18 protein-coding genes and 1 riboswitch are annotated in these 18985 nt (G+C 49.5%); of the genes, 6 read left to right on the top strand and 12 right to left on the bottom strand.

Annotation, left to right across the window (positions count from 1 at the left end; genetic code table 11):
* Positions 1 to 6: 6 nt before the first annotated feature.
* The 6 genes from HNR77_RS22865 to HNR77_RS22840 form a co-directional block, all read right to left on the bottom strand.
* Complete coding sequence (locus HNR77_RS22865; RefSeq protein WP_145405727.1) at positions 7 to 327, bottom strand: cytochrome C oxidase subunit IV family protein; 321 nt, start codon at positions 325 to 327, stop codon at positions 7 to 9.
* 3 nt (positions 328 to 330) lie between these two features.
* A complete protein-coding gene (locus HNR77_RS22860) occupies positions 331 to 957 on the bottom strand; it encodes a cytochrome (ubi)quinol oxidase subunit III (RefSeq protein WP_111272194.1) in 627 nt (208 codons plus the stop codon).
* The gene (gene ctaD, locus HNR77_RS22855; protein ID WP_397367408.1) at positions 954 to 2804 is read right to left on the bottom strand and encodes a cytochrome c oxidase subunit I; all 1851 of its coding nucleotides are present in this window, start codon (positions 2802 to 2804) and stop codon (positions 954 to 956) included. The genes HNR77_RS22860 and ctaD overlap by 4 nt, the downstream gene beginning before the upstream one ends.
* A gap of 71 nt (positions 2805 to 2875) precedes the next feature.
* Positions 2876 to 3928 carry a cytochrome c oxidase subunit II gene (gene coxB / locus HNR77_RS22850; RefSeq protein WP_184189537.1) on the bottom strand — a complete coding sequence of 351 codons (1053 nt, stop codon included), beginning with the start codon at positions 3926 to 3928 and terminating at the stop codon, positions 2876 to 2878.
* A gap of 564 nt (positions 3929 to 4492) precedes the next feature.
* Complete coding sequence (map, locus tag HNR77_RS22845; protein WP_184189535.1) at positions 4493 to 5248, bottom strand: type I methionyl aminopeptidase; 756 nt, start codon at positions 5246 to 5248, stop codon at positions 4493 to 4495.
* A gap of 207 nt (positions 5249 to 5455) precedes the next feature.
* Positions 5456 to 5644 (bottom strand): hypothetical protein, encoded by a 189-nt coding sequence (locus HNR77_RS22840; protein WP_017690840.1) that lies wholly within the window; start codon positions 5642 to 5644, stop codon positions 5456 to 5458.
* Positions 5645 to 6039: 395 nt separating this feature from the next.
* On the opposite strand from HNR77_RS22840, the gene HNR77_RS22835 reads away from it, so the two are divergent.
* Both HNR77_RS22835 and HNR77_RS22830 read left to right on the top strand, forming a co-directional pair.
* Positions 6040 to 6312 carry a transposase gene (locus HNR77_RS22835; RefSeq protein WP_111272198.1) on the top strand — a complete coding sequence of 91 codons (273 nt, stop codon included), beginning with the start codon at positions 6040 to 6042 and terminating at the stop codon, positions 6310 to 6312.
* A gap of 91 nt (positions 6313 to 6403) precedes the next feature.
* The gene (locus HNR77_RS22830; RefSeq protein WP_184189533.1) at positions 6404 to 6742 is read left to right on the top strand and encodes a DUF4870 domain-containing protein; all 339 of its coding nucleotides are present in this window, start codon (positions 6404 to 6406) and stop codon (positions 6740 to 6742) included.
* Positions 6743 to 7100: 358 nt separating this feature from the next.
* On the opposite strand, the gene HNR77_RS22825 is transcribed toward HNR77_RS22830, so the two are convergent.
* Together HNR77_RS22825 and HNR77_RS22820 are read right to left on the bottom strand one after the other, a co-directional pair.
* The gene (locus tag HNR77_RS22825; protein WP_184189531.1) at positions 7101 to 8462 is read right to left on the bottom strand and encodes a nucleobase:cation symporter-2 family protein; all 1362 of its coding nucleotides are present in this window, start codon (positions 8460 to 8462) and stop codon (positions 7101 to 7103) included.
* 1 nt (position 8463) lies between these two features.
* Positions 8464 to 9051: a xanthine phosphoribosyltransferase gene (locus tag HNR77_RS22820; protein WP_184189529.1), complete on the bottom strand. Its 588-nt coding sequence runs from the start codon at positions 9049 to 9051 to the stop codon at positions 8464 to 8466.
* Positions 9052 to 9274: 223 nt separating this feature from the next.
* A riboswitch (purine riboswitch) is annotated at positions 9275 to 9374 on the bottom strand.
* A 268-nt stretch (positions 9375 to 9642) separates the two neighbouring features.
* Here HNR77_RS22820 and mscL point away from each other — a divergent pair.
* Positions 9643 to 10137, top strand: coding sequence for a large conductance mechanosensitive channel protein MscL (gene mscL / locus HNR77_RS22815; protein WP_145405721.1), 495 nt, complete (start codon positions 9643 to 9645; stop codon positions 10135 to 10137).
* Positions 10138 to 10273: 136 nt separating this feature from the next.
* Here the strand turns inward: mscL and HNR77_RS22810 are convergent, their stop codons facing one another.
* The gene (locus tag HNR77_RS22810; protein ID WP_184189527.1) at positions 10274 to 10576 is read right to left on the bottom strand and encodes a hypothetical protein; all 303 of its coding nucleotides are present in this window, start codon (positions 10574 to 10576) and stop codon (positions 10274 to 10276) included.
* Between the two features lie 129 nt (positions 10577 to 10705).
* On the opposite strand from HNR77_RS22810, the gene HNR77_RS22805 reads away from it, so the two are divergent.
* Positions 10706 to 11413 (top strand): NUDIX hydrolase, encoded by a 708-nt coding sequence (locus HNR77_RS22805; RefSeq protein WP_184189525.1) that lies wholly within the window; start codon positions 10706 to 10708, stop codon positions 11411 to 11413.
* 855 nt (positions 11414 to 12268) lie between these two features.
* Here the strand turns inward: HNR77_RS22805 and HNR77_RS22800 are convergent.
* Entirely contained in the window at positions 12269 to 13072 is an 804-nt protein-coding gene (locus HNR77_RS22800) for a TrmB family transcriptional regulator (RefSeq protein WP_184189523.1), read from the bottom strand.
* Positions 13073 to 13132: 60 nt separating this feature from the next.
* A complete protein-coding gene (locus HNR77_RS22795) occupies positions 13133 to 13948 on the bottom strand; it encodes a zinc ribbon domain-containing protein (RefSeq protein WP_184189522.1) in 816 nt (271 codons plus the stop codon).
* A gap of 372 nt (positions 13949 to 14320) precedes the next feature.
* Here HNR77_RS22795 and HNR77_RS22790 point away from each other — a divergent pair, with 372 nt between their 5' ends.
* Both HNR77_RS22790 and HNR77_RS22780 read left to right on the top strand, forming a co-directional pair.
* On the top strand, positions 14321 to 17065 hold the full coding sequence (locus HNR77_RS22790) for a UvrD-helicase domain-containing protein (RefSeq protein ID WP_260410787.1): 2745 nt from the start codon (positions 14321 to 14323) through the stop codon (positions 17063 to 17065).
* A gap of 241 nt (positions 17066 to 17306) precedes the next feature.
* Complete coding sequence (locus tag HNR77_RS22780) at positions 17307 to 17675, top strand: hypothetical protein (RefSeq protein ID WP_184189521.1); 369 nt, start codon at positions 17307 to 17309, stop codon at positions 17673 to 17675.
* A gap of 194 nt (positions 17676 to 17869) precedes the next feature.
* Here the strand turns inward: HNR77_RS22780 and HNR77_RS22775 are convergent, their stop codons facing one another.
* Complete coding sequence (locus HNR77_RS22775; RefSeq protein ID WP_184189520.1) at positions 17870 to 18940, bottom strand: Gfo/Idh/MocA family protein; 1071 nt, start codon at positions 18938 to 18940, stop codon at positions 17870 to 17872.
* Positions 18941 to 18985: the final 45 nt, after the last annotated feature.

The following is an 18985-nucleotide window of genomic DNA, read 5'->3' as shown; positions in this document are numbered from 1 at the left end:
TCTCTCTTACCACCAAACCCAGAACAGGGCCATAATAATACATGTAAAAGCTACGAAAAATCCAAAGGCCATAAACAGAATCGGCATCAAGTGACCTTTGTCTTTCAAGTGCATCCAGTAGCCCAACTGCACAAATACCTGCAAGATCGCCATCACAACCATAAGAATGATCGTAAAGGTTGTGTTAACCCCTCCGGCTGCTGCCGCTGCAAAGGCAATCAACGTGAGTATAATCGAGAAAATAAACACGACGACATGCTTCTGCGGCCCTTCCGCCCGGTGGCGGTGCTTCACCGGCTGTTGATCCGTTTGATCCTGAGCGGACATGTGTTATCCCACCTTTCCGAGCAGGTACACGACCGTAAAGATGAACACCCACACAACGTCGATGAAATGCCAATACATAGCAGACACATAGACCTTTGGTGCGGTTACGACCGTTAATCCTTTTTTGAACAGCTGCCCGATAATGATTCCGATCCACACAATACCGAATGCAACGTGAGCTCCGTGGAACCCGACCAGCGTATAGAATGCTGAACTGAAGGCACTCGTGGTCATGCCAAACTCTTTATGTTTCACATACTCGTAGAACTCGTAAATTTCCAGACCAAGGAATCCCAGGCCCAGAACAACGGTAATGCCCAGCCACAAAGCAAGCGCGTTGCGTTTCCCTTTGTGCATCGCCTGAATGGCGAATACACTCGTCAAACTGCTGACCAAGAGAATAAACGTCGCTGCCGCTACAAGCGGCAAATGGAACAATTCATTGGCCGTGGGTCCTTCGTTGGTCTGTCCGCGGAGAGCCAGGAAGGTGGCGAATAGTGTACCGAACAGTACCGTCTCGCCGCCAAGGAACAGCCAAAAGCCGATCAGCTTGTTGCGTCCCTCCAGCGTTGCCTTCTCCGGTTCATGCGGCAGCTTGCCGTTTACCGGCTCGGCGTGTGAGGTTGTCATGTTCTCGCCCCCTTCTCGTCCTGATCCTCCGGTTCAATGTGCCAGCCATGATCATCATATAAGGAGCGCAGAGCCATCGCACCAAATGTAATCAGAAGACCGATAATCACGACAATATAATTGTTAAAGATCATATTCATGAATTCCATTTGAAACTTATCCTTGCTGAACATCAGTCCAAGTCCGGCGATAAAAATACCTACCGACATCACAAATGGCAACGGTGTTGCAGATGGCATATGGATAGAGCCTACCGGTTCTGCCGGAGTCATCTCCTTGTTGCCTGCCATCTTCTCTTTCCAATAAGCATCAATACCGCGTACAAGCGGTGTTTGTTTGAAGTTGTACTCTGGCGGCGGTGATGGAATAGTCCATTCCAACGTACGCCCATCTTCCCAAGGATCGTTCGGTGCATCCGCCGGTTTTCTGCTTGTAATCACGATGTTTACCAGGAAAATAATAACCCCGACACCCATCAGGAATGCACCGATGGAGCTGACCAGATTGAGCAGGTCAAAATCCTGATTCGGCAAATATGTAACGATCCGGCGCTGCATCCCCATCAGACCGAGGAAATGCTGTACAAAGAAGGTTAACTGGAACCCGATCATAAATGTCCAGAACGTCCACTTCCCAAGGGATTCACTCAGAATGCGACCAAACATTTTTGGCCACCAGTAATGAAGTCCGGCGAATAATCCAAGCACCAGTCCACCTACGATTACATAGTGGAAGTGAGCAACGACAAAGTATGTGTCATGGAACTGAAAGTCTGCAGGAGCAGAAGCGAGCATGACACCGGTAACTCCACCCATAACGAAGGTTGGAACAAATCCGACAGCAAAAAGGTTTGCCGCCGTGAAGCGAATCTGTCCGCCCCACATCGTGAAGAGCCAGTTGAAGATTTTGATACCTGTCGGTACCGCAATCAGCATGGTCGAAATGGAGAACAGCGCGTTTGCGACAGTACCGAGACCTGTAGTGAACATATGGTGCGCCCATACCATGAAGCCCAGGAAAGCAATCAGGATCGTAGCAAATACCATCGAGCTGTATCCAAACAGCCGCTTGCGTGCGAAGGTTGGAATAACCTCCGAGATAATACCAAAGGCTGGCAGGATCAGAATATACACTTCAGGGTGTCCGAAAATCCAGAAGATATGCTGCCATAACACGGGGTTACCGCCGCCTGCAACATCGAAGAAATTCGCATCGAGAACCCGGTCAAACGTAAGAAGCACAAGGCCTACCGTAATGGCCGGAAAAGCAAACAAGATAATGGCTGAAGTAATAAATGTTGTCCAGGTAAACATCGGCATCCGCATATAAGACATGCCTGGCGCACGCATCGTAATAATGGTCGCCAGGAAGTTAATACCGCCGATGAGTGTGCCCAAACCGGCAATCTGAAGACCTATCGTATAGAAGTCCACACCATGCGTTCCGCTATACTGCGTGCTGGAAAGCGGTGTATACGCGGTCCAGCCTGCATCCGGCGCACCGCCCATAACCCAGCTCAGATTGAGCAGCAGGCCGCCGAACAGAAAGGTCCAAAAGCCCAAAGCATTAACAAAAGGGAACGCTACGTCACGTGCCCCGATCTGCAAAGGAACAACCGCATTCATAATGGCAAAAATAATCGGCATGACACCAAGGAAAATCATCGTGGTTCCGTGCATCGTAATCAATTCGTTGAACACTTGCGCCGACACAAAATCATTCATCGGCTTCATCAGTTGAATCCGGATCAAAATGGCTTCAATCCCGCCGATGCCGAAGAAAAGTCCGCCCGCAATTAAGTAAAGAACGGCAATTTTTTTGTGATCGACGGTGGTAATCCAGTCCATCAAGCCCCTGTACCGCTTGACGCTATGCGCATGAGCCAAGGTTGTGTACCCCCTTCTTCATCCTTGCTGTGCTATTCGTAATCCAATTTGTAGTTCGCCAGATACTCGGCAATACCGTCGATCTCTTCATCCGTCAGTCCCAGACTCTTCGGACTTGGCATCGTATTGCCCGGCTTCACGGCTTGTGGATCATGAAGCCATTCTTTCATGTTATCCAGTACAGGCTTGCCTTCTTCCTGACCTTCACGCTGATTCAGCAAAATGCCTGCAACGGATTCCTTGCCGCCGATGCCTGTAAGGTTCGGAGCAACAGGTCCGCCTTGATCGCCTACTGCGTGGCAAGAAAGGCAATTGGTTTTGAACTTCTCGGCAAGCTGCGCGTCCTCGGGAAGGACAGCAGGAGCCTTCATCTCGTTAACCCAGCGGTCAAAGGAATCCTGGCTAACGGCCTTAACCTTGAACTCCATGAACGCATGTGATCTGCCGCATAACTCGGCACATTTACCACGGTAAACGCCTTCATTCGGTGCAGAGAAGCTGAACTTGTTTAATGTTCCATCCGGGTTTGTGTCCATTTTGCCCGCAAGTGACGGCACCCAGAAGGAATGAAGCACGTCAGCGGTTTTCAATTCGAATGCAATTTTTTTTCCGGTCGGGATGATGAGGTCTTGAGCGGTGGTAATGTCGTACTGAGGATAAGTAAATTCCCACCAATACTGATGTGAGGTAACTTGGACCTTAACTGCGTTCTTGTCATTTGACAGATCTTCACCGTGGGCAAAAATCGTCTGTACCGTCGGCACAGCCAAAATAATTACGAGCAGAAGCGGAATGGCTGTCCATATTACTTCCAGCTTGAAGTTTCCTTCAACCTGCTCGGGCACTTCGTTCTGCCCGGCTCGTCTGCGAAACCTGATCAGGACATAGGCAGCAATAGCAAATACAATGATGAGCACCACGATCATAATCGCAATAGATAGCTTCATCAGATCTAATTGGTCTTGTGCCACAGGACCCTGAGGTTTCATTACCGACAAGTCTTCCCGCCCGCATGCGGATAGCAGCAAAGAGAACACCGCCAGCAAGGGGAGGATTCGCTTTGCAACCTGCCACTGTTTCATCATTGATCTACCCCACTTTTTTACGTTTTCGTAGATTACGGTTGTCGTTCGGTACAATGATAGCGCGTGTACGTTACAGTACGATAAACATAATCCTCTTCATCATACAGAATGCTTACAAAAATAACGCTTCCAGTACTCCCGTCATTTCCTGCCCAGGGCATGTCTGCGCATTCTTCCAATTCATTCTATATGCTTCAATCACTTATTAAATATAAGTTGAGGGTATGATTTTGTCAATCTTTGGACACATGTTCACAAATTGTTCACTTTATGTATAAAACCGCTCTGCAACTTGCTTTGCAAACGATTTCACTTAAAAGTATTACTCTCTTCTCCTGAAAAATTTTGCCAAATTTCGGTGATAAACTAAAGTTTCTTAGCGATTTTTATCACAATTAAAACATGCGGTATTATGCAAAAAGAAGCCGCCTCTCGTACAGGAAATCATTACCACGTTTGCTGGAAATGAACGAATCTGCCCCATGCCTGTTCACGCTCATTTTAGCATGGAGCAATATTACTGTTTTTCCTGTTAAAAGACTCCAATGATAAGCACCCTTACCCTTACGATCCATCTGTCAGAATTAACGGCCCCTCCCCCGTGATGGCTATCGTATGCTCATACTGCACACCCCAGCTTCCGTCCAGCGTTCGAACAGTCCAGCCGTCCTCATCCCATATGACAGCACCCGAGCTGCCTTTGGTAAAGATCGGCTCAATGGTGATGACCATGCCTTCTGTAAGCATCATTCCTGTTTTACGTTTTCCGTAAGGCAGCACATTCGGCGGCTCGTGGATATACTGACCGATTCCGTGACCGATGAGCGACTTCACAATCCCGTAGCGGTAAAATCTCGCGGTTCGTTCAATTGCATTGCCGATGTCTCCAAGCGTATTGCCCGGAACGGCCTGGGCTATTGCTTTATGCAGTGCTTTCTCCGTACGTCTCATTAATTTGCGAATGGATCTGGCAGGTTCATCAATTGCATATGTCCAGGCCGAGTCAGCAAGCCAGCCGTCCTTGTTCACTACCATATCTATCGTCACAACATCCCCGCTGGCGAGCGAACGCTTTCCCGGAAAACCGTGGCAAACAACTTCATTCACTGAAGCACAGGTAGCATACGGATACCCTTTGTACCCTTTTTGCTCAGGTGCGGCGCCATGATCAGCCAGAAAGTCCTCTACCCGTTCATCAATCTCTGCTGTTGTTATGCCCGGGACCATCCACTGTTCGATATGCTGATGACAGCTGTGTAATATGCGTCCCGCTTCCCGCATGTAGCCAATCTCTTCTTTTGTTTTTAAAATAGGGTCCACATGCCTTCATCCTTCCTGCTGTAAGTGTACTTCCATATATATGCAAGAAGTTCAGAACAAAGCCCTAAAGTGACAAGTAACAAAATAAGACTGGTTAATGAATATTCGACCAAAGCCGAGAAGCAAAAAAAACCGTCTGCCGGAGCCATGAGGCCCGAGAGACGGTTCTATTCATATCGGAACAGTATAATCAGAGTTGGTGTTGTTTCAGGACACGGAAGAATCCATCTTGACAAGCTCATGCTCAACCACAGAAGTCAATTCTTCCTCATATCCACCCGTAATCCGGTATTTTCTCACATACTCCTTCACGAATTTTTTTGGATCTTTAGGACGGAAAATCCGAGTCATTTCCCTCAAACTTTCTTTGACCTCATTGTGACCTTTCGTTGCCATTGTAATTCCCTCCCAAAACGTTGAAAGTGAATGCTCCGTTTAGAGAACGCCGAATAAGTCTTAAATGCCATTCATGAAGTTGTGTGCGCGGCTTAAAGCAAGCTTTAGGTCGGGAACCTCGCCGAATAGCAAGTACCTGACACTATAAATACCCGATATGATTCTGTTTGAATCATAATCTTATTGTATCATATTCGGAACCTCGTTACGACTTGACGATTTTTCCTAATATATATAACGGTTTTACTGCCCAAAAAGTTTAATTCCGAATCATCTTTCTGAAAATGTTTATTCTATACGGATTAATCTATCCAGCATAACCCACGACTATTCGGGGGATATTATTTTGGATCACCAAATCAGTAAAAGATCTGGAAATTAAAGGAGGACCTGTTATGGAGCGCAAAGAACAGGATATGCTGCCCCTTTCGCATGAAATAGTCGAGGTTGACGGTGTTTATGTCAATGAAGCAGGACAGGAAGAGCACCTGCATCGGGGTCAGCATTTCCCTGCCGATCCGGTACTCGGCAAGACCGAATGGAAGCTGACCGAATATTCTTTTGATAACCATCACGAAGGAAAAACCGATGAGCGCCTTGTTCCCAAGGAAGATGACGAGGACAAAAAGGGAAAAATCACAAGTCCCCGGAGACAGATTCAAACGTAGCAATTCCGCTGGATGCAATCCATATTCGCCGGTTCAGTTCTGTCCACCTCCTACATAGCCTATATAAAAAGGACAAAGGAGGCTGGGCCGAATGTCACCCATGAAATCGTCCAGCGGTCTGGATGAAAATATAGCCGGCATGCTGTGTTATCTCTTCACCTTCGTAGGCGGCATCATCTTTCTCGCTGTGGAGAAGCGCAGCCGGTTTGTGTTATTCCATGCCCTGCAATCCGTAACGGTGTTTGGCCTGATTATGGTCGGGCATGTGCTCTCTGCCTTTCTCCCCCTGTTCGGTCCACTGGTCGCATCTCTGTTATCTCTGCTTGGCGTCATTGTATGGCTCCTGACGGTTATTGCCAGCCTGCAGGGAAGATGGCTCAAGCTGCCTTGGGTCGGGGACTTTGCCGAGAAGCAGCTGCGGCATCTGTAGTCATTCCAAGACACGCTCTAACCAAAAACACCGAAACAACAGGCTAATCAGAAGCCTGTGTTTCGGTGTTTCCTGTGTGTATATATATTATGTTAACCAGCCTCAAAAACCTGATTTATCCTGATTCATATTTTAGCGCATAAATTATAAAGGTAATGAATCATTCATGCCCTTGATCAAAATATGTTACGTCGTGAATATTTCACACTATACAGTTTACATAATGATCGCACTGACCAAATGTTAACTCGTGATCCAAACATCGATTGCACCTTGATTTCAGGTAGCTTGTTGGCAGCCTTTTTAAGGCTTAGATGTTAAGCCGCAGCTCGCCCTTGCATGATCATAAATCTCCGTTTTATGCTGACTTGCCTGAAGCCTCAACCATGCCATCTGTATGTGATTCAGCCAGCTCCGCAGCGGTATCTTTGCTGCCAAGACCATTAAACAACAGATTCATAAAGATTGCTGTAAAGCTGCCTGCAATAATACCATTGCCCAGCATAATCTGAGCCCAGGCTGGCGCACCCGCGAACAGCTGAGGTACTACGGTGACACCTAGCCCCATACCAACTGAACAAGCAATAATGAACAGGTTCTCATGCCGGCTCAGGTCTACCTGAGTACCAATAATACGAATGCCTGAGGAAACGACCATACCAAACAGTGCAACCATCGCACCGCCGAGCACCGAACCCGGTACAAGCTGCGCAAGGGCGGCAATTTTCGGTACAAAGCCGATGACAATCAGCAATCCACCTGCAACAACGATGACATCACGTGTCTTGACACGGGTCATCTGCACAAGGCCTACATTTTGCGAATACGTCGTATACGGGAAGGAGTTAAAAATCCCGCCAAGCACAATAGCCAGTCCCTCTGCACGATATCCACGCGCCAAATCCTTGGAAGTCAGATCCTTGTCCATGATTTTGCCCAGCGCCATAAATACACCCGTAGATTCGGCCACACTGACAATCGCGACCAGAATCATCGTCAGAATAGGAACTATCTCAAAGGTCGGTCTCCCGAAATAGAAGGGCTGAACCATATGGAACCAGCTTGCGTCACGAATGGGTGCAAAGTTAACCTCCCCCATAAAGCCGGCAGCCACTGTACCAACGAACAGACCAATCAATACCGAGATGGAACGTACAAACCCTGTAGTGAAACGAGTCATCAGAATGATAAAGACCAGCACACCGAAACCAAGCAGCAGGTGCACGCCGCTGCCAAAGTCCTCAGCACCTTGACCGCCACCCAAATCGTTAAATGCGACCGGAATCAGTGTCAGCCCAATAATGGTGACGACGGAACCTGTAACGACTGGTGGAAAGAGCCGAATTAATTTGCCGAAAATACCTGAAAAAATGAGCACAAACAGACCGGAGGCAATGATTGCACCGTAAATGGCAGATACTCCACTGCTCTGTCCGATCATAATCATCGGGGATACCGCCTGAAAAGCACAGCCGAGCATGACTGGCAGCCCTACGCCGAAATATTTATTGCCCCAAACCTGAAGCAGCGTCGCTACTCCACAGGCAAGCAGGTCAATTGCAATCAAATAGGTAAGTTGCTCCTGTGTGAATCCAAGTGCGCTGCTGACGATTAGCGGTACAACCACAGCACCGGCATACATCGCAAGCACATGCTGAAGTCCAAGCGAGAAGGTTTTGACCGGATGCCGATGACGCTGAAAAATACGTTCCCGTGCCATATCAGTTCGTGCCCTCCTCATCCGCAAAAGTTACTTGTCCATTGGACAATGCCCCAATGCGAACCAGGGATTCCACCCGGTATCCCGCTTCCTTCAAGAGGCGACCTCCAGGCTGAAATGCTTTTTCAATGACGATCCCGATGCCGACCACTTCTGCGCCAACCTGCTCCACAATACGCGCCAGACCAAAGGCGGCTTCGCCGTTCGCCAGAAAATCATCAATAATCAGTACGCGATCCCCGGGGTGCATAAACTTTTTGGCAACCGTAATCTCATTCGTCTCCTGCTTGGTGAAAGAGTACACCTTCTCCACCAGAATATCTTCAGTCAATGTAAGGGACTTCTGCTTCCGGGCGAAGATCAGCGGAACGTTGAGTTCAAGTGCAGTCATAATGCCCGGCGCGATCCCGGATGATTCAATCGTCAGCACGCGTGTGATACTCTCGCCCTCAAAGCGGCGAATAAACTCTTTCCCCACTTCCTTCATCAGCACCGGGTCCATCTGATGGTTCAGGAATGAGTCTACTTTCAGTACCTGCTCGGACAGAACAATGCCTTCCTGTCTTACTTTGTCTTTTAACAATTGCATCATTTTTTCCTCCCAAGTAGCCCTTTACCTGCAAGTACAGTCAGTTCATATCTCTCCCGCTTGGATAAAAAGCAAAAAGCCCGCCTTTTCACACCTGCGGCATGAACCGGAGACGGGAAAGACGGGCTTGTTCCTGGTTGGACAAGCCGCGCGAACACTGCAAACACCTTGGGCGAGTCTCAGCCAGCATACCAGCGGTATACCTGACCTTCGTCCACACAGGGTGCAGCAGCATTCTTCCCGTAGTCCAATCATTCCGGTGATCGGGTAGAGACATGCAGGCCTATTCCTGCACATATACGAGTAACGGCATATTCTATTCATTTTAACTCCATGATTCGATCTCAATTGTATAATTGCGAACCTTGAATATAAAAAGTTAAATATCACGGACAATGTTAGAAGTATACCGAATCTGCCGCTTGAAATAAAGTAGTATTTTCATGGAATTTGCGGAAAATGTGTTTTATTTGCAAACAGGGGATGATTGATTTTCATTTTTTTTGTACAATATGAGGACAAAGCGCGTCCTTGAGGGAATCGATAGAGGAGGCGGCAACTTGAATCCAGAGGTTAAAGGAGTTTGTCACAATGAAAGGTATATTGAAAGAATTCAAGGAGTTTGCCGTTCGCGGCAACGTCATTGACCTGGCGGTCGGTGTTATTATCGGAGCGGCATTCGGTAAAATCGTGACGTCCCTCGTCAATGACATCATCATGCCTCCAGTGGGAAAATTGCTCGGCGGGATCGATTTCAGCCAAAAAATCATTAATCTTGACCCCGGCGTGAAAACAGCAAGCGGACAAGATATCACAACACTGGCTCAAGCGAACGAAGCGGGCGCAACGGTCATTGCGTATGGCCAATTTATCAACGTATTGATTGATTTCATCATCGTGGCATTCTGTATTTTCATGCTGGTTAAGGGCATTAACTATCTGAAGCGCAAAGAGCACACCAAGCCAGAACCCGAAAAGACAACCAAAGCATGCAAATACTGTCTGTCTGAAATTCCGGCTGCAGCTACCCGCTGCTCCCACTGTACTTCACAGCTGGAAGCAGAAGGCAGCAACGCTCCGGCATAGTTAAAAAGCAAGTTATCATGAGATCAGGATATGTAATCAGACCTGCGGATATTCAGGTTCCACCTTACAGGTGGGGCCTTTTTTCCTTCTTATAGCAACCGGGACCCTATGAATTGTTGTGCAATTTGTAAAAAACCTAGAAGCGCCGTGGCAGCAGATGCTCCAAAATCGCTTTGAGGTCCTTGTCTTCCTTGTATACCTCTTCCCCCGTGTCCAGCTCGGTTACCCGAATAAACTCGAAATTTGCGCTTGCATCGATTGGTTTGAACAACAATTGCGCCTCGTCCTCCAGACGAACATGAAATCCCATGTCTTTAAACATCGTTACAAGCTGGTTGTTCGCAGGCTCCTGACCCTGCCCTACAAATATAAGTCCCCGAAGGGTTTTACGCTCCTGAGGTTGCGGATAAATCACCTGAAAGTGTACAATGCATTCCATACAATCGTTCCCCTTTCGTTAAAAACAAGCTTTTTTCTTGAAACATTTTAGTTTGAGATAATTCCATCTAAAATAAAAACTTTGTGAAATTTTGAACTTTAAATTCTGCTATATAAGGAGATACGTTTCATGACCCAAGAACGTTTCGACATTTATGACAATCAGCAGCAATGGATTGGTACAGCGCCGCGAAGCGAGGTGCATGCCCGTGGATATTGGCATCGTTCCTTCCACTGCTGGATCGTGCGCGATGAAGGTGACACACGCATGGTTCTGTTTCAACGGCGGCGGGATATCAAGGATACGTTCCCCGGCTATTATGACATCACCGCTGCTGGTCATCTTGCTGCGGGCGAGCAGCTCCAGGATGCAAGCCGCGAACTCGAGGAAGAGCTCGGTGTACACGCTCCCTTTGATGCGCTGACTTATTTGCTTACAGCCGAGCAGCAGCTTCAGGGTGAGGTACGTGGAGTTCCATTTATAGATCGGGAGATCAGCTCCGTCTATGGCTTATGCCTGAACCAGCCTCTGGAGTCTTATGTGCTGCAAGCAAGCGAGGTGGACAGCCTGTTCGAAGCACCGCTGGACGAGTTACTCGCCCTTTTCCGCCAAGAGACAGATGTGGTTCGAGCATCAGGCATACGCCCGCAGTTGTCTGCCTTGAAGCCGGAAGGCACAGCATCTCCAAACGCGGTACACGTCAATTGCAACGGTGACAATCCATTCGCGAATTCTGCACGGATCACCAGCGACGTACGAGCAACAGATTTTGTGCCGCACGGCACAAAATATTATATGGATGTGCTTGAAGCACTGAAATGTATGCAGAGCACATAACTTCATTTTCTCAAAAATCGTACCGCTTCATACCTGCCTGACAACATCACTTTATATCTGACTGACAACACCACTTATATCTGTACAACAGCACTATTCATATCTCCACAACAGCTCCACATCATACCTCTACTATTCACCGGGCGGCCAACGGATGCTGTGATAAACGTCACAGCATCTGCGGTAACCGCACACCGTCAACGATACATTGAGCACACAAAATTCCACGATGCTCCTGATAATCTAACGATTCCAGAAAGCGCTATTTGCCTCATTTTGGAGTGTTTGAAAACGTAACGATTCCCAGAGAGGTTATTCGGCCGAAAATAGCCTGATTTGCGTTGAAAAGTCACTCCTTGCACTAAATAGCGTTCCTGGGAATCGTTAAAAAGTAGATAAGGCGATTTTCTGCCAAATAAGGTTTGTAGGAATCGTTAGCGCTCAGGCTATGGTGGTGATTACGGAGATTACATAGTTTGGAAGCATCAAACGTTGCATTGTGTGAGTGCTGCTGCCGCGGAACGCGGGGAACGTGGGGGCATAGGTTACTTCATGTAAGTTCTGCTGTCGCGGGTCGCAGGAACGTAGGATATGTTGCATCGTGTGGATGCCACTGCAGCGGGACGCTGGGAACGTGGGGGCATAAAAGTACATTGGAAGCTGGCGTCGAGCAAGCTACGGCTTGGGTCAAGTTACACTAGCAACTAAAAAAAAGAAGGACAAGGCAGCACGAATTTTTCGCAGGCCTTGTCCTTTTTTCTCGAACTTTCCCTCTACCTTGTTCTCTTTCTAATTTCCTCTTATTCCTCTTATTCTCTTCCTGACTCCCTCTGATTCTTACCCTGTTTGCACCCGTTACTGTTCATTCTCTGATGAAAAGGAGGACCAGTATCGCGCAGCAATATCTGCATACCGCCCTCCGTATCGGCTTTCCAGTTCTCTGCCCATGTCCTGCTCCAGCTCATACAGCACCAGCTCCTGTGCAAAATGGCTCAGCAGCAGTCCGGTCATTACCGGATGCTCTGTGACCACCGCCTGGGTCGGACAGGACTCTCCGCGCATGCCAAGCATGCACCAGCGGCGATCCACGACCAGCGAGAACTTGCGGCCTGTGCCCGCCACGCTTATGGGCAGCCCCGGCAAAGGCAGTGGCTGGTCCAGCATGCCTTCCCCGCCTTCACAAGACCACAACAGGCGCACCCCCCGAGACTCGGCACGCTGCAGGTCTTCCCGAAGCAGCTCTGCCTCCTCCCGCCAGACGTCAACCACAATCTCATGCTGCGCCGCGGCAAGCTCACGACTCAGGTTCTCAAACACATTTTTGTCGCCTTCCACATTGTAAAACACAGGCTTCTCCGGCTCGCTCTGTGGCATGCTTCTCTCCACATACGCCAGAGAAGTGTGCATCTGATCCGAGATCATACGTGTCATCTCTTCGGGCTTCAACATGCTGTACTTCGCAGGTTCTCCGGGGCTGCACCTGAGAAATCCTCGCTGCTCCAGCCGCTGCAAGGTAGCATACACATTCGAACGTGAAACGCCCAGCCGTTTGGCAACCTCATATCCCGAAGCTGATCCCTGACGGGCCAGCTCGACCATAATTTTAGATTCCATCTCGGTGAATCCGAGATGACGCAAATGATGCAGCAGTTGGTCCATATTTCTGTCCCCCCATGCTGTCAGCAACCAGCATTGCCATATGGCAGTGCTTCTACTGCATCAAATCTGCTCGGCTCCGCAGCGCGGGCACCACTTCGAGCCTTTGGGCAATTCGGAAGCGCAAATCTGACATTTCACCATTTCACGAGGCACTTCGGTCTGCACATCTACTGTGCTCACGATTGGATTGTTCTCTTTCCAGTAACGAATGCGCTCATCCAGCTCCTGCTGGCGCTCCCGTTCCCGCTGCATCTCCTCTTCTCTGCGGCGCTCCCATTCCGCATCGAACGCTTCCTTCTCTTCCAGCGTGAACTCGGTGCTGTTAAATCCCGGCTCGGTCTCCAGATCGGCAATGGACGGAATTACCGTGTGATACGGTTCGTTCTCTTCATGCTCATCTACAGCGGGTCCATTGAAAATGGACTGCTCCGCAGCCGAATTCTGAGCAACTGCGGCCTCATTTCTCGCCGTTTTCGCCGCTCCTGAAGCTCCTGCCGTTCCCGATGCAGCTGCACCTGGTTTGAATTCGCCCAGCTTGCGTCCACATTTCGGACAGAAGTTGGCATCCAGCGAGGCAACGTGTCCACACTCGCACAGCCGTTCATTTTTCAACTCGGCAATCTTGCCACGCAGTGCGTCAATCTCGTCCTGCAGCTCGTCACACAGATGAGACAGGTCCACCATCTCTTTTTCGGCCCGTGTCATATCCTGAGCACGATAACCTTCGTAGAAGATACGTCCCATATCGGTAAAATGGACTTCCTGTTCCTGCTGCAAGCCCACAATCTGATTGTTTATTTTGCCAATCTCAACCGCGTGCTGTGCACGCTCTGTTGCTTTGTTTGCTCCGTTTCTGATGCGCTGAAGCAGATTCATATTCATCCTCCTCTGTCCCGTCAAAACAATATCATTTCATTTTTCATTCGTCGTTGATCAGCCATTCGCGGCATGCGAACGGCCCGGATATATTACTTATACGATATGAAGCCAAAAAGTTGCGAAAACTTGCGCAGTTCCCCTGGTAGATGCGGATTTTGGATAGAAACAGGGGCTTTCGTCAAGACCATACGTTCGGTATAATGGAACTTTGGCCCCATACGAATGGAGTTATACTAACTGAATGCATGCTTGATTGCCTGCCTGCTAACTCTATCATACCAATTTACAATGTGATTGTGAAAAGGGCAAATGGTTTACTTTTGAAACGGGATAGTCCTATCCCTGAATGCATATAGAGGTGGATGAAATATGTTAAGTCCGAACTCAACGTTTTACCCCCGTCCACTCGGGGTGACCCCTGCCGCATCTCTGCCCCAGTCTCCCTCTGCACCGCTGGAAACAAGCCGGCAGCTTGTGGGTGATGATCAGCAGGATGCCTATTATTTTCGCTCGCTGGAAGAAGCGGGCATCAAACTCAACGGTCCGCAAATCTCGGCCGTGCGCCACGGCAGAGGACCTATACTCACCCTTGCAGGTGCAGGCTGCGGCAAAACAACCGTGCTTGCGGCAAGAGCAGGCTACCTGATGGAGGTTAGCGGCGTACACGCTGGCAGCATTCTGCTCGTTACCTTCACCAACAAAGCTGCGGCCGAGATGAAGGACCGTATAGCTGCCCTGCCTGGCATACGACCTGCTGCAGCCAGAGCGGTGCAGGCTCGCACCTTCCACTCGTTCGCGCTGACTCTGCTTCGCCATTATGGCGTGCAGGAAGATATTTTTGGCGAGCCGCGCGCCCAGCACACGGTGCTGAAAATGCTGCTGCGCCAGCATGGCATGAGTGAGGCGTTCCAGCCGGAAAGCCTGCTGGCGATGCTGTCCGCGTGGAAGATGCAGGGCTCGGACACGGCGGACTTGCCTGAGCAATCCCAGGAGGAACGGGATGCGAAAAAGGTGCTGCTCGGCTACGAGACCTGGAAGCAGGAGCGCGGCAAAATGGATTTTGATGACATCCTGCTGCGCGCGGCTGCGCTGCTTCGTGATCCAGAGGTGTTAAAGCCGCTTCAGCGGCGTTTTCAATATATAATGGTTGATGAATTTCAGGATACCAATCGGCTGCAATACGAGATTGTACAGCTGCTCGCTGCGGCCCATCGCAATCTGATGGTGGTCGGTGACGACGACCAGACGATCTATACGTTTAACGGCGCACGGCAGGAATCGATTTTGGAATTCGATAAAGTATACCCCGGCGCACGCATCGTGACGCTGGATATCAATTACCGCAGTGATGCGCGTATTCTGGGTCTCGGCAGTGAGCTTGTTGCACACAACAAACGCAGACGAGACAAACGGCTGCGTGCGGCAGGACAGCGCGGGGATGCACCGCGCTTCGCTACTCCGGCCAACGCCGAGGAAGAGGCAGCCTGGGTGGTCAATCAGATCTGCCAGCAGGTCGAGGAAGGGCTGTATACTTATCGCGATATGGCGATTCTGCATCGGACAGCCAGCAGCAGCCGGGCGGTATTTGAGCAGCTGGTGCTGAAGGATGTGCCTTTTGTACAGCATGGGGCCTCCCCCGTGTTCTATGATCAGTCCCTGATTAAACCGCTGATGGACCATATGCGACTGTCGTTGAACCCACGGGCCATGGATGCCCTCCCTAGTGCTCTTGGGCCGCTGTATGTGTCCCGGGATGCGGGGCTGGAGTGGATTCAGCGCTGTGAGCAGGAGCAGGCCAAGAAATATCCGCTGATTCATCTGAGCAAATGGGACAAGCTGAAGCCTTTTCAACAGGAGCAGGTCAAGGAACGGATCAAGCTGATCAAATCCCTGCACAAGCTGAAACCGATCATCGCGGTTCAGGAGATGCGACGGCAATTCTACGACAAGTATATGGAGAGCGGCGACCCGACCATTTTTACCCATTATAAGGAAACGATGCTGGAAACGCTGGATGAATTCGAGGCAGCAGTCAAAAAGTTCGAAACGGTAGAGGAATTTGTGCAATTTGCAGACGAGCTGTCCCGCAGACACCGCGAAATGGAATCGCTGCGCCGCTCGCAGGACAGTGATGCCGTGCAGCTCATGACGATTCACCGGGCCAAGGGGCTGGAGTTCCCCTGCGTCTACTGGATCGGAGCCAGCGAAGGCATCGTGCCCCACAGCACGGCTCTGCGCCACGATATCCCCGAAGATCAGAAAGCGGCACTCGCTGTACAGCAGACAGATGCCGAGCTGGATATGGCTCTGGAGGAAGAGCGCAGGCTTGCTTATGTCGCCATCACTCGGGCCAAGCAGCATCTGTATGTGACCTCGCCAGCAAGTCATCATGGCAAACCTGCGGATGTCTCGCGTTTCCTGCTTGAAGCTTTTGGCATGGAGGTACCGGATAAACGCAAGATACGTGAAGAAGGACAAGGCAATAATCAGGCATCCTATAGAGATCATGGAAGTCGCAGCTACAGCGGACGTGACAATTACAGCCGCACCGGGAACGGAAACAGATATGAAGGCACACGTGAACATAAGAAGAAAGCAGGGACACGTTACACTGCCGATTCACAGCCAGCCAATGCGTTGATTCAGCGCCCACCCATTCAGGGTGGCACAGGTCAACGAGCCTCGCATGTACAGCATGATCGGCAGCGCAGTGCGATAAACCATAAGGATCAGCGGGAGATGGAGATGCTGGACGAGCGGGATGAGGATCGCCTGAGTGAGCAGCGCGGCAGCGGAATCATTCGAGATCATAAAGCTTTTAGTACACCAGGGCTTCATCCAAAGGCCGCCCAAGCCACCTCAACCTCAAGCCCTTCCCGTTCCGACTCACACTCTGCTGCGGCAGGTGTAAGCAGGGCCGAGCGGACCGAAACCGTAGCTGTCTGGAAATGCAGCTCTGCTTCGTGCAAAGCATGGTTAAGACAAAAGCCGGCGGTGCCTTCCGGTAAAGTATCGAAGAAGACTACCTCTGGCCCGCCCGCCTGTCCATTATGCTCAGGAACGATGATTGCTGGCACTCGGGAGGTTCCCGTTACTAATCGCTTTGGAAAGTAAAATATAGTAAAGTATTCGCTAGACGGTTTACCTATACTCTAAAAATGGGAACACCATCCTCAGCCTTAGACTGGCTTCATCGATCGTTTCAGGGCGCTTGCTGCTGTTTATTAACAGTAGAAGCGTCTTTTTTCCAATTCATCAGAGTAGCGGTCTTTTATTTTCAATTTAACAGCAAAAGGATCTTTTTTTAATGAACTGTGTTAACGGATTTTTCAATAATGAAATGGGGGGTTGGATTATGCAGGACGGTAAACAGCATCTGTATGTATCGGTAACTCACAACCTTATTGAGCAGACGAGGAACGAATCTACACCGTTTGAAGTTCTCGTGGATGACGGACAATTAGCTACGTTACAGGACTTGATGAAAGTGTTGGAAAAGGGGGACGACTATTCGCTGCAGCGGGCACCGGTGCCTTACAAATCGGCAGATCATGATGAGGGGAATGAGCGGTTTACGGACGGTGTGATGATGCTGTACACCTTTCTCTACGATCACGGGACTCCTGAGACCAGACAAGCTATAGATGGTATGAATGTTCTCCCCAAGCTGCAGAATACCGACTACGATGACCCGGGATACGAGGATTCACCAATGAATAAATGAGCGTTATGCGAAAAAAAAAGCATGAATGCCTGGCATGAACAGGTTCTGACGGCCTGTATATTCAAAGACACAATCAACAACCCTCCTTCTGAGTAAGAGAACTTTTAGAAGGAGGGTATTTGCTCAGTGGATTTCCCACGTTACGTGTTAATAATCTTACGTTTAAATAACCGATTATTTGTATCGTTCTGCTTTTAATCCAGCCTGATCTCCTGCCCTTTCTCGGCAGACTCGTAGATAGCACACAGCATGCGGGTGGAGGTCACACCATCTGCGATCGGACTGATGGGCGGCGTACCATTCAGGCAGCATTCAACAAAGTGGTCGATCTGATTCTGGAATGCACCGTGAATGTCCAGACCGGGATGGTCCGTCTGGGGTTCAATGTTCATGATCGTGTCATGTTTCTCGGTGACGATCAGTGTTCTGGGTTCCAGTTCAAAGCCGCCACGCTCACCGTAAAGCTTAACATAGGACTCATCCTCTCGGGCATGCAGGGTGAAGCTCACATCTACCGCCAGTGATGCCCCATTCTCAAAGCGGATCAGGGCATTTGCCATATCTTCCACGTTGTTGATGGCTGCGCTGTAATCCGCCGCTTTATAAAATGAAAGATGGTCAATATTCGCACGATTGCCGAGCTTTCGATACGTATTACCGCTGACCGACACTGGCTTCGGTCTGCCCATCAGATACCAGCATTGGTCGATGATATGTACACCCAGATCAATTAAGGGACCGCCGCCTGAACGGGCTTTATCTGCGAACCAGCCGCCCGGATTACCCAGACGCCGCAGGATGGACGCTTTTGCATAATACAGCTCGCCAAACTCCCCGGCATCAATAAATCTGCGCAACATCTGCATGTTGTTATCGTAACGGCGTACAAAACCGACAACAAACGTACGTCCGCTCTTCTTCACAGCTTCCTCAATTCGCAATGCATCCTCTACATTCGTAGCGACCGGTTTCTCCAGCAGGACATGCTTGCCTGCCTCCAGTGCAGCAATAGCAAATTCCGCATGGGTGTTATTCCATGTACAGATACTGACGGCATCCACATGCGGGTCATTCAGCATCTCACGATAGTTGGTGTACACGGACTGAGCATTATATTTCTCTGCAGCGGCCTTAGCTCTCTCTTCATTCAGATCACAGATGGCATAGATGACCGCATCCTCATTTTTGGCATAATACCTCATATGAAGATCCGAGATGGAACCTGTACCGATCATACCGATGTGCAGCATTTGCCTGTTGCTCATCTTCGTCCTGCCTCCTTTTACCAAAACTCCATTAACGACTTCCTC

The sequence above is a fragment of the Paenibacillus sp. JGP012 genome (genome assembly GCF_014203995.1).
GTDB classification, from domain to species: Bacteria; Bacillota; Bacilli; order Paenibacillales; family Paenibacillaceae; genus Paenibacillus; species Paenibacillus silvae.
This window is presented reverse-complemented; position numbering and strand designations above follow the sequence as displayed.